Consider the following 7,208-nt stretch of genomic DNA (forward strand, 5'->3'; position numbering starts at 1 on the left):
GTCCGGCAAGCCCTTTTTCCGTAAACCGCCTTCGCCATTTGCTGACACGAGGAATCGAACAGGCTAATGTCGCGGCAACCTCTTGATTTTGCTTGCCTGTTGCGCACTCTAAAATAATTTGAGCACGCTCGACCAGTCGACACTCGGCACTATGACTGCGGACTATTTTTTCAAGCTGTTGTTTTTGTTCGGTGGTCAGTGTTATTTCTATCGCTTTTCTAGGCATAATGCCTAGTATAGCTGATAGACTATGTTATTTATGCAATTAAACACTAGCTGTGATGCAACAGCCATACATTTCAAAACTTGAATGTCGCAAAGTGGCCGATAAGTTGAGGTCGCCAACGACTGCTTTGTAGTCCTCAAGTTTCCAAATCTGGCTTCGGCCGACTGGCCGCTTTTGAGATGCTCGAGTGACAAAAATGGGTCGGTAACGAGCATTGGCAGTTCAACCAACTATTGCGCATAACAAGTCAGTGCATTTTTAAACGATCCAACCGGATTTTGCACAAAACGGCGTGATTAAAAAGCATGAGCCGTTCTGATTTCCAACCCTAGAATGCAAATAGCCGAAATAAGCAAAAAAAGATTCAAATAGGATTTTGAAAGCCCATCAAACAAGAAGTTGGAGTCTGACGGTTAATCGTGACTTGCATGATCGATCGCCCATGTTAGAAATATCATTAACAAATCGATTTTTCTTTGCGAGGCAACATGACAAACCATATCGTCAAACCCTTCAAATTCTGCACGCCCGATCACTGGCTGCGTCGATGCGTCAATATTTGCCTGATGGGTGTCGGCGGTACCGGCTCTGAAGTCTTAACCAGTCTCGCAAGGATAGATTACGCTATCAGAGCGCTTGGTCATCCCGGCCTGCAAGTAACGGCATGGGACGGAGACGTGGTTGAAAGGCCCAATATAGGTCGTCAAGCCTTTTACCCCGCCGATTTAGGCCACAATAAGGCAATCATCACAATCCAAAGGATCAATTACCTGTATGGACGTGATTGGGTGGCCATGCCCCACATGTTCGTTATCGACAGAGATTGCAACGGTCTGAACTGTGATCTACTGATTACCTGCGTCGATGTGGCACAATTCCGCGCCGACTTGGCAATGTGCAAAAATAATCGCTATTCGAGTTGCGTTTGGCTGGATTGTGGGAACGGTGAAAGCACTGGGCAAGTCATTTTGGGAAGGCTTGGTCATGCCAGTGAGAATCCGGTCAAACTGCCTTCCGTATTCGATTTCCACCCGGAGCTGGATGGTATGATGGATCACAATACGCCGTCTTGCAGCATGGAAGAAGCCCTGGCTAGTCAGGATTTGCCGATCAATCGTGCCATAGCCAACGTGGCAATGCAGTTGATCTGGTCACTTCTGCGGCATGGCGGATTAAATCATCAAGGGGCTTTTGTGGATATCCGAAATGGAACGCAGACGCCGATGAATATTTTTGAATAATGGAATTAAAGCAGAATGACTGATCAAGTTCTCAAAAAAGTCGCCGAGAAAATAGCCAAATGCCTAGCTCTGGCATCATCCGATAACCCGGCTGAGGCGGAAGCAGCCAGACGGCAAGCTGAAGCCCTAATGCGCAAACACGGATTGAACTGTGACGATGTTTCGGCTGCAAAGGTGCAAGAAAACAACGTGAATACTGGCTCACATAGACCACCAGTTTATTTGATGCGTTTAGGTGGGCTTATCGCCCGAGCATTCTCTTGCGAAATGGTATCGACTACTCGCAACGATGGGTTCGGTAACCGGGCAAGTTTTATGACATTTTTCGGCGTAGGAGTTAAGCCAGAACTGGCCTCGTACACATTCGACGTGCTTCGACGACAGATCATTAAAGACAGAAAAGCCTACCAAACAACACTTGGTCGATACAAACGATCGAATAAAATCAGAATGGCCAATCTGTTTTGTTCGGCATGGATCGAGCGAATCGCCAAACAAGTCCAGGACTTTTCGGGGAACGAACAAGAAAAGATGGCTATTGATGCATACAAATCGCGAAGATGGGGCGACGATCTTGAGCAAGACAAACGAAAGCGGCCCAATATCGAGAGAGAAAGTGATGTGAAAGCGTTACAAGCCGGTTTTGATGCTGCAAAGGACATATCCATTCACCGACCGGTGCAGACCAAAGCAGTTAAACAGATAGGGCAAATAATGGAGGGTAATTAATTGCCGGTCAAATCCATTCTATTGTTTCTTATTTTCAGTGGCAGTTTTAGGCGGTGAGGATAACAATAGTTCAGTAGGTTTAACAGGCAACAGCAGTAGGTGTAACAACCTGCAATTGAAAACCCACAAACCTGCAATTAGCGGATTTTTCGACCGAGATTAAATGCAACTAACTGGCGTTTAAACCGAGATTATTTGCAACTGAACCTGCAACCAATCACATCAACCTGCAATCATCCGCCGCAAACCAGGATTATTTGCAACTGAAACGGCAGCCTCGACCAGTACGGTTCAGGGCACCCGATTAGGCTCTGTTAAGTCAATGTTAGGCACACCACCCAGGCATCCAGAAAACTTCCGTTTTTTGGATGCTGCATTCTTTGTTTTATGCGGTGCAAAATTGGTGCTATATTGGTGTTTAACATGTTTTTGAAGGGTCAGACAATGGTAAGACAAAGCATATCCGTATCGGAACCCAACGACGAATGGTTGAAGGCTCAAGTTGCCAGTGCAGAGTACAGCAGTAAGAGCGAAGCGATTAACGACTTAATTAGACAAGCACGGCGGCGGCAGCTTGAAATAGAGCATATTCGTTCTGAACTGATTAAAGCGGAACGAAGTGGTTTTATCGACGAGCAGCCGGAAGATTTATTGGCTAACTTCAAGGATGAAGCACGGCAAGATGGGCTGTTATAAACTTTCGAAAAAAGCCCGCACCGATTTGAAGAGAATCTGGTTATACGGCGTTAACACGCACGGAAATCAGAGAGCCGATCAATATCATCAAGGGATGCTTGATCGTTTTGCACTAATCGCAGAACAGCCTTATTTATATCAGGCCATTGACTCTATCCGTGCAGGGTATAGGCGCAGTGTGTATGGCACCGACAGCATTTATTACCGGATCAATGGCGACATAGTCGAAATCATGGCTATCATAGGTTATCAGGACACGGAAGACTGGCTATAACAAACAGTCGTGTATCAGCCGCCATTTTAATCTTTTGTTACCACAATAGAAAACAGCCTACTCCATCTATATGATGGGCAGATCAACGCCAAAGAACTGAGGACTGTTAACCTTGATTCGTCGTCCAACCCAGCCTATCTATTGCCTGGCTGAAGAGGCGGACATTAACCTGAGAATAAGAGACGAATCGAACCAGACATGGCCAACTAATCCTCACAAACTTTATAAATCGCCATGAATCAAATGCAACATTTGGACTATTCTTTTTGTGATGAGACAAAACTTTAATTGACTTCAGAACTAAAAAACAATGATTTCACCCAGATTGGTAGCCAAAATAGAACAAGAAGAGCCTACACTTCATTTGGCAGTCTTAATTGATGCCGATAACGCCCAAGCAGCTGTTATTGAAAATCTCCTTGCTGAGATTGCAAGATTTGGCGAAGCCACTGTAAAAAGGATTTATGGCGATTTTACATCCCAGGCAAGTTCATCATGGAAAAAAGTTCTACAAAAGTATGCCATTAAACCAATTCAGCAGTTTGCCTACACAACCGGAAAAAACGCTACAGACAGCACGATGATTATTGACGCCATGGACTTGCTCTACACACGTAAGTTTGATGGATTTTGCTTGGTTACAAGTGACAGCGACTTTACAGGTCTTGCGATGCGGTTAAGGGAAGAAGGGCTCACCGTTTTTGGATTCGGAGAGCAAAAAACTCCCGAGGCATTTCGGAATGCCTGTCACAAATTTATTTTAACAGAGTTACTTCGACCTTCACTTGATACTGAACAGGCACTTATTCTGGGTAAAACTGGAAGCGAGCAGTCTATACCTAGGCCCCAACCAGAGATCAAGGACCCCAATGTTGAGTTTCCAAAGGCATTTCTTTTGGCTGCATTAGATCAGTCTATTGATGATTCGGGATGGGCAAATTTGGGTACTTTTGGGAGCTATTTGACCAAATTACAACCAGACTTCGACTCTAGATTATTCGGATTCAAAAAACTCTCGGATTTAGTTAAGGCAAAGGTGGATTTGTTTGTGATTGAAGAGAGAAAAATCGAAGGTTCAGATCATAAGGTTTTGTATCTTCGAGCTAAGTAATTTAACGAACTGATCATCTATTCACTCCGACTTTGACATTAAGTTTCAACTCCCCTTAATAATACTCCAAAGCTGACGTTGGCTAAGGCAAAGTTTCACCAATTTGAAAAGCCTGACTGCGACCCATTTTTACCACTCGCGCTTCTCCAAAGCGGTCATTCAGAGAAATCCAGATCCTGCGAATTAGAAGACTACAAAGCAGCCATTGACGACCTCACCCTATCGGCCAAAACCGGCCAAAAAAATATATTTGATCACTGACTGCAAACTGGGTCATTGCCGCCAATGATTTGGCTTGGGTCAAAAATCCAGTTAAAACCTAAGCCACTTATGAAAATCTCGGCGTTGCTGGTCCGGAATGTTGCGTAAGCTAAGCTGCGACTCGAACGCATGATTTAAGGATGCAGTAACAGTCAACATGACGACCTCCAATTTCACTATTGGCTCAGTTTGGATGATATACAGAAGGGAAAAATCCTTGCAGTTCACAAATTTAGTGTTGCAACCCAGGTTTCATGGTAGATATACTGTTAACAGCTTAATAACTTGTTATACCTCCTTACGAACTATGGAGACTCAATGAGCAAATCCACGATAGGCTTAGTTCTTCTGCTGATCTGCTCCAACGCCTACTGGGTCATAGGGGCAATAGATCAAGGTATCTCGAACACGTATCGCGAAGCCTCCTTCGATTCGTTGCAACGCTCTTTTGATGCCCTCCTGAAAATTTCAAATCTTATATTGCGGGGGAAGACTTCTTCCGAAATCCGCACTCTCGCCAAAGACCAGGTCTCCGATTCTGAAGTTTTCGACAAATTGGAAGGTGGAGATGAAGGCGAAGCCCTTTTAGTTGTAGGAGGACTCGTGTTTCATCTTGATGCTGATAAACGTGTTAAGAAAGTGTTGGCGGATTGAGGTATAACAAAGGCCTTGACCAGATTTTAGGCCGCAAAGTTTTGTGGTAGTAGTTACTTAGTCGAGGCATGAAACTGGTCAGGCCCGTCGTTAGGAGGACACAGGATGCAAATGGTTCACAACTTCGACGAGTTCTGCGAGCTCCATGATCAAGGGAAAGTACGGCCTGATGTGAAGTCACACCTCGGACACAAGAGCGTCGAGTCCCTGCGCCTCCGCGGCTGGAAGATCGGACGCTGGCGGACCGAGAGGGACTTGCTCTCGCTGTGCCGCCAGTCGGTGGAGAACTTCACGCTCGCTTATCGAGACGCTGGTATCGATTTCTGGGTGGAAGGAGAGTGAAGTCGAGATTCCGCCTCCTAACCTGCCGCTGCAGCCTTCGGCCGCGGCTGAGCGGCAACGCGTTATGAGTCACGGAGATCGCAGTGACAGAAATAAAGAAAATATACTGCAACACCTGCAAAGGTGAAACAAAGCATGACATCAAAGCTACTCACGATCAGGCATATCATGAAGAGTATGAGGATCACGGGCATAAATTCCTTGGGTATTACGAAGAAACGGAGTATAGATTTTTAGTTTGCCGAGGTTGCGATACTGCTACTTTGGAGGAGAAATGGACTGGTGCAGGCATGTACGACCACAATGGCGATGAGATATACACATATAGTTACCAGCCGAAAAGAAAGAACCTAGGTGAACGAGAAGCAAAACGCTTCCATCATGTAGATAAAAAGTTAACCGAAACCTACAAGGAAATAATAATTGCATTTCAGCAAGGTTTAGGAATTGTTACAGCCATGGGTGTAAGAGCATTATTAGAAGGCATCTGCGTACTAGAAGGCATCAACGATAACAATGCATGGGGGCTTGCAAAAAAGATTGATCATCTAAGTGGTGCGTCCAACATCCCCGCAATCATAATTGAAGGATTAAACGGGATAAAATTTATAGGGGATGATGCCGCTCACCGTCTCAACACACCTGATAAGCATAGTCTTAGCTTGTCAATTGATCTGCTGGAGTCTCTTATGACCCATTTATATGAAGCAAGCCTCGATCTTGAACATAAAGCCGAATTATTGAGAAAGACTCATAACAAGCAAAAGCAGTCGGACGCATAAATGCGCAGCTGTTTTGGTCGTTAAATGGCCGCTATGAACATCGAAAAACTCAAAAAGATTTTGCAGTCATGGATCGATGAAGGTTTCGTCGAAGGTGAGCTGTTGGTGGAGCCCGAATGGTATGTTCTGTGGCGCCCCGAGGAAATCGAAGAGTTCAACCGAGATTACCAGCTATCTGAGTATGCCCCGGGGTACCTAACATTCGGCGGTAATGGTGGTGGTGAGCTTCTGGTGGTAAATGTGCAAGGAGAGGTTTTTTACATTCCCGCAATAGGCATGGCTCCGGATACTGCAATCAAAATTGCTAATAACCTGGAAGAATTTAAAGGTTTTATGCGGCTATGAGAAGGTCATTTAACAAAGGCATTCACCCGAGCCATTTTCGCTCCGGCTTCGCCTCCACGAAAATGGCCGGGTGCTGCCGGCGTTATCTTTACCGGGAGTCATTGTGCGATACGATGAATTATCTGAAGAGTTAAAAAGAGCTTCCTTTGAATTTTTCTATTGGTTCTCTCGGTTCGAATTTGTTCTGAAAGAAAATGGATTCCTTAACCTAACTTCGTCACCTAAAAACGCAATTTCCTGCTATTTCAATGAGTTAAAAATTTTATCCGCTGTCGGTTGGCACTACGGATTTCTTGCAGCTCACGCTGGTTTTACGTTTGCCTAGCGGATCGGGTTTGATACCTAACGCGGCGTAGATTTGTTGCTGCTGAACTTCGGCGCGTGTCGTGGTGCGCAGATAGATGAGGGTCTGTTCGTCGGTGGGCAAAATGAGCGTGACCCGTTGTTGAGTGGCCATCAGGGTGCGAATGCGGTCCCAGCTCAAATGGATGCCCTGACGCTTGAGTTGATGGCGCAGGGTGTGCACCAAGTGATAGGCCAGCAGGGT

General features: G+C 45.4%; 11 protein-coding genes. 9 read left to right on the forward strand and 2 right to left on the reverse strand.

Going from position 1 to position 7,208, the window contains the following annotated elements; translation table 11 throughout:
• Positions 1–226: helix-turn-helix domain-containing protein (locus tag Q7V32_RS17955; RefSeq protein WP_304898358.1), on the reverse strand; the 226-nt coding region annotated here is incomplete at its 3' end.
• Between the two features lie 488 nt (positions 227–714).
• On the opposite strand from Q7V32_RS17955, the gene Q7V32_RS17960 reads away from it, so the two are divergent.
• The 9 genes from Q7V32_RS17960 to Q7V32_RS18000 all read left to right on the forward strand — a co-directional run bounded on the left by Q7V32_RS17960 (position 715) and on the right by Q7V32_RS18000 (position 6,661).
• Positions 715–1,467 carry a PRTRC system ThiF family protein gene (locus Q7V32_RS17960; RefSeq protein ID WP_304898359.1) on the forward strand — a complete coding sequence of 251 codons (753 nt, stop codon included), beginning with the start codon at positions 715–717 and terminating at the stop codon, positions 1,465–1,467.
• 15 nt (positions 1,468–1,482) lie between these two features.
• Complete coding sequence (locus Q7V32_RS17965) at positions 1,483–2,196, forward strand: DUF2786 domain-containing protein (protein WP_304898360.1); 714 nt, start codon at positions 1,483–1,485, stop codon at positions 2,194–2,196.
• A 444-nt stretch (positions 2,197–2,640) separates the two neighbouring features.
• Entirely contained in the window at positions 2,641–2,892 is a 252-nt protein-coding gene (locus tag Q7V32_RS17970; RefSeq protein ID WP_159656711.1) for a type II toxin-antitoxin system ParD family antitoxin, read from the forward strand.
• On the forward strand, positions 2,879–3,166 hold the full coding sequence (locus Q7V32_RS17975; protein ID WP_304898361.1) for a type II toxin-antitoxin system RelE/ParE family toxin: 288 nt from the start codon (positions 2,879–2,881) through the stop codon (positions 3,164–3,166). Before Q7V32_RS17970 ends, Q7V32_RS17975 begins: the two co-directional genes overlap by 14 nt.
• Positions 3,167–3,476: 310 nt before the next feature.
• Positions 3,477–4,277, forward strand: coding sequence for an NYN domain-containing protein (locus Q7V32_RS17980; protein WP_159656691.1), 801 nt, complete (start codon positions 3,477–3,479; stop codon positions 4,275–4,277).
• A gap of 579 nt (positions 4,278–4,856) precedes the next feature.
• Positions 4,857–5,192 (forward strand): hypothetical protein, encoded by a 336-nt coding sequence (locus tag Q7V32_RS17985; protein ID WP_304898362.1) that lies wholly within the window; start codon positions 4,857–4,859, stop codon positions 5,190–5,192.
• 105 nt (positions 5,193–5,297) lie between these two features.
• Entirely contained in the window at positions 5,298–5,534 is a 237-nt protein-coding gene (locus Q7V32_RS17990) for a hypothetical protein (RefSeq protein ID WP_304898363.1), read from the forward strand.
• 83 nt (positions 5,535–5,617) lie between these two features.
• A complete protein-coding gene (locus tag Q7V32_RS17995) occupies positions 5,618–6,316 on the forward strand; it encodes a DUF4145 domain-containing protein (RefSeq protein ID WP_304898364.1) in 699 nt (232 codons plus the stop codon).
• Positions 6,317–6,349: 33 nt separating this feature from the next.
• Positions 6,350–6,661 (forward strand): SMI1/KNR4 family protein, encoded by a 312-nt coding sequence (locus Q7V32_RS18000; RefSeq protein ID WP_304898365.1) that lies wholly within the window; start codon positions 6,350–6,352, stop codon positions 6,659–6,661.
• 262 nt (positions 6,662–6,923) lie between these two features.
• Here Q7V32_RS18000 and Q7V32_RS18005 read toward each other — a convergent pair.
• On the reverse strand, positions 6,924–7,208 hold a 285-nt coding region (locus Q7V32_RS18005; protein WP_304898366.1), incomplete at its 5' end, for a hypothetical protein.

Origin of the sequence: Methylicorpusculum sp., from assembly GCF_030651835.1 — a bacterium.
Taxonomy (GTDB): Bacteria; Pseudomonadota; Gammaproteobacteria; order Methylococcales; family Methylomonadaceae; genus Methylicorpusculum.

Bases quoted from the DNA above. Each gene is read 5' to 3' on its own strand.
- Q7V32_RS17970 (WP_159656711.1), top strand. From the start codon at position 2,641: ATGGTAAGACAAAGCATATCCGTATCGGAACCCAACGACGAATGGTTG.
- Q7V32_RS17975 (WP_304898361.1), top strand. From the start codon at position 2,879: ATGGGCTGTTATAAACTTTCGAAAAAAGCCCGCACCGATTTGAAGAGA.
- Q7V32_RS17960 (WP_304898359.1), top strand. From the start codon at position 715: ATGACAAACCATATCGTCAAACCCTTCAAATTCTGCACGCCCGATCAC.
- Q7V32_RS17985 (WP_304898362.1), top strand. From the start codon at position 4,857: ATGAGCAAATCCACGATAGGCTTAGTTCTTCTGCTGATCTGCTCCAAC.
- Q7V32_RS18000 (WP_304898365.1), top strand. From the start codon at position 6,350: ATGAACATCGAAAAACTCAAAAAGATTTTGCAGTCATGGATCGATGAA.
- Q7V32_RS17980 (WP_159656691.1), top strand. From the start codon at position 3,477: ATGATTTCACCCAGATTGGTAGCCAAAATAGAACAAGAAGAGCCTACA.
- Q7V32_RS17965 (WP_304898360.1), top strand. From the start codon at position 1,483: ATGACTGATCAAGTTCTCAAAAAAGTCGCCGAGAAAATAGCCAAATGC.
- Q7V32_RS17990 (WP_304898363.1), top strand. From the start codon at position 5,298: ATGCAAATGGTTCACAACTTCGACGAGTTCTGCGAGCTCCATGATCAA.